This window comes from Bradyrhizobium sp. USDA3516, assembly GCF_057651995.1.
In genome coordinates this window covers 1-3135 of the sequence record NZ_JBYGYN010000022.1, presented here as the reverse complement: position 1 = coordinate 3135, position 3135 = coordinate 1, and the positions used below count along the sequence as shown (strand labels likewise).

The following is a 3135-nucleotide window of genomic DNA, read 5'->3' as shown; positions in this document are numbered from 1 at the left end:
GTCCGCCGAAGGCGCCATGGTCGAGTACGTCACCGCCATGATCGGCGGCCAGCTGTTCGGCCTGCCGATCTCGCGCGTCCAGGACGTGTTCATGCCCGAGCGCGTCACCCGCGTGCCGCTGTCCTCGCGCGAGATCGCCGGCGTCCTCAATCTGCGCGGCCGCATCGTCACCGTGGTCGACATGCGCTCGCGCCTCGGCCTGCCCAGGGACGAGGACGGCAAGACGCCGATGGCGGTCGGCGTCGACCTGCGCGGCGAATCCTATGGCCTGCTCATCGACCAGATCGGCGAAGTGCTGCGCCTGCCCGAGGCCGGCATGGAAGAGAACCCCGTCAACCTCGATCCCCGCATGGCCAAGCTCGCCGGCGGCGTCCACCGCCTCGAGGGCCAGCTCATGGTCGTCCTCGACGTCGACCGCGTCCTCGAGCTCGCGCCCGAGATGATGGCGGCCTGATACGGCGGCCTCGCCGCCGACGTGCCTGCAATTGGAAGTGCCCCCGCAAAGGGGAGGAAGCAGAGGTTCACATGCGAACTTGTCTCGTCGTTGATGATTCCAGCGTCATCCGCAAGGTTGCGCGCCGGATCCTGGAGGGCCTCGACTTCCAGATCCTCGAAGCCGAGGACGGTGAGAAGGCGCTGGAAGCCTGCAAGCGCGGCTTGCCCGATGCGGTGCTGCTCGACTGGAACATGCCGGTCATGGACGGCTACGAGTTCCTCGGCCATCTCAGGCGGATGCCCGGCGGCGACCAGCCCAAGGTGGTATTTTGCACCACCGAGAACGACGTCGCGCATATCGCGCGCGCGCTGCACGCCGGCGCCAACGAATACATCATGAAGCCGTTCGACAAGGACATCGTGACGGCGAAATTCCAGGAAGTCGGCCTGATCTGAGCGATTGCCCGGAGGCTGAACGGATCCTTCGGCGCTTGTTTTTCAACTGAACCGTTTCAGTCTGAGTTGGTGGGTAATGAGTGTTGCGTTCGCAGGTAATTCGACCCCGGGCACGTCGCGCGAAACCGGGCCGCTGCGGGTGATGATCGTCGACGACTCCGTCGTCATCCGCGGTCTGATCTCGCGCTGGGTCGGCGCCGAGCACGACATGGAGGTCGCGGCGTCGCTGCGCACCGGGCTCGAGGCGGTCAACCAGCTCGAGCGCATCAATCCCGATGTTGCCGTGCTCGACATCGAAATGCCCGAGCTCGATGGCCTTTCGGCGCTGCCGCAACTGCTCGCCAAGAAGCGCGACCTCGTCATCATCATGGCTTCGACGCTGACCCGCCGCAACGCGGAGATCAGCTTCAAGGCCTTGTCGCTCGGCGCGGCCGATTACATTCCCAAGCCGGAATCGACGCGTGAGGCCTCTGCCGCCGACATTTTCCATCACGACCTGATCCAGAAGATTCGTCATCTCGGCGCGCGGCTGCGTCGCAAATCGGCGGTTGCGAGCCCGCCGCTGGCGCCCGCGAGCCCGGCTCCCCTCGCGCGCGGTCCTGTCGCGCGGCCTGCCGCGCCTGCGCCCGCTCCGGCCGCCTCGTCGGGATCGCCATCAACGCGTCCGTTCTCGACCCAGGCGCCCAAGGTGCTGCTGATAGGCTCCTCGACCGGCGGCCCTCAGGCACTGATGTCGCTCGTCACCGAGCTCGGCCCCGTGATCGATCGCTTCCCGGTGCTGATTACCCAGCACATGCCGCCGACCTTCACCACCATCCTGGCCGAGCATCTGGCGCGCTCGAGCCGCCGGCCAGCGGCCGAGGCGGTCGACGGCGAGCCGGTGAAGCCGGGACGGATCTACCTCGCACCGGGCGGCAAGCACATGCGCGTCGCGCGCAGTGGCGCTGACCCCGTGATCGCCCTCGACGACGGCCCCGCCGTCAATTTCTGCAAGCCTGCGGTCGATCCGCTCTTCAACTCCGCCATCGACGTCTGGCACGGCAACATCCTCTCGGTGATCCTGACCGGCATGGGCTCGGACGGCATGCGCGGCGGCAAGGACATCGTCGCGGCCGGCGGCAGCGTGATCGCGCAGGACGAAGCCTCCAGCGTGGTCTGGGGCATGCCGGGCGCGGCGGCCAATGCCGGCATCTGCGCGGCGATCCTGCCGCTCAACCAGATCGGCGCCAAGGTCAACCGCCTGTTCGCGGGAGACCGCTCGTGACACCCGCAGATTACGATTATCTGCGCAAGTTTCTGAAGGAGCGCTCCGGTCTCGATCTCTCCGCCGACAAGCAATATCTGGTCGAGAGCCGGCTGCTGCCGCTCGCCCGCAAGGCAAGCCTTCCCGGCATCCCCGATCTCGTTCTGAAGATCAGGAACGGCGACGGCCGGCTTGCGACCGACGTGGTCGAAGCGATGACCACCAATGAGACGTTCTTCTACCGCGACAAGATTCCGTTCGATCATTTGCGCGACACCATCCTGCCGGGCCTGATCCAGGCGCGTGCGGCGCGCAAGTCGCTGCGCATCTGGTCGGCGGCCGCCTCGACCGGGCAGGAGCCTTATTCGATTGCGATGTGCGTGAAGGAGATGGGCGCGGCGCTCGCGGGGTGGCGCATCGAGATCGTCGCCACCGATCTGTCGCAGGAGGTGCTGGAGAAATCCAAGGCCGGCCTCTACAGCCAGTTCGAGGTGCAGCGCGGCCTGCCGATCCAACATCTGGTGAAATACTTCACGCAGACCGGCGAGCTCTGGCAGCTCAGCGCCGACATTCGCGCCATGGTGCAGTTCCGCCAGCTCAATCTGCTGCAGGACTTCTCCCATCTCGGCACCTTCGACGTGATCTTCTGCCGCAACGTCCTGATCTATTTCGACCAGGACACCAAGGCGGTGATTTTCGAGCGCATGGCGAAGGCGATGGAGGCCGACGGCACGTTGCTGCTTGGTGCTGCCGAATCCGTCGTCGGCATCACGGACGTGTTCCGCCCCATCGCCGATCGCCGCGGTCTCTATCAGCTCAACCCCGCGCGCTCCGGCCGTCCGATGGGCGGATTGATGCCGCAGCCGATCAAGGTCGCGGCGGCGAGGTGAGATGCTCCTTCACCCTCTCCCCTTGTGGGCCTGTTGCGCTACTGCTTTTTGAGGCGGAAGACGTCAGGAGAGAGGGCCGCAGTCGCGTGGATTGCGGTCCGAGTTTGTAAT

At 66.0% G+C, this 3135-nt stretch carries 4 protein-coding genes; all 4 read left to right on the top strand.

All coding sequences use genetic code 11. From position 1 onward, the window contains the following. A partial coding sequence (locus AC24YW_RS36560; RefSeq protein WP_487487207.1) for a chemotaxis protein CheW occupies positions 1–454 on the top strand: 454 nt, incomplete at its 5' end. A 71-nt stretch (positions 455–525) separates the two neighbouring features. Then, on the top strand, positions 526–891 hold the full coding sequence (locus AC24YW_RS36555; RefSeq protein WP_007600538.1) for a response regulator: 366 nt from the start codon (positions 526–528) through the stop codon (positions 889–891). Positions 892–967: 76 nt separating this feature from the next. Continuing rightward, the gene (locus AC24YW_RS36550; protein WP_487487206.1) at positions 968–2155 is read left to right on the top strand and encodes a protein-glutamate methylesterase/protein-glutamine glutaminase; all 1188 of its coding nucleotides are present in this window, start codon (positions 968–970) and stop codon (positions 2153–2155) included. Further along, complete coding sequence (locus AC24YW_RS36545) at positions 2152–3024, top strand: CheR family methyltransferase (protein ID WP_487487205.1); 873 nt, start codon at positions 2152–2154, stop codon at positions 3022–3024. The genes AC24YW_RS36550 and AC24YW_RS36545 overlap by 4 nt, the downstream gene beginning before the upstream one ends. The last annotated feature ends 111 nt before the right edge of the window (positions 3025–3135 follow it).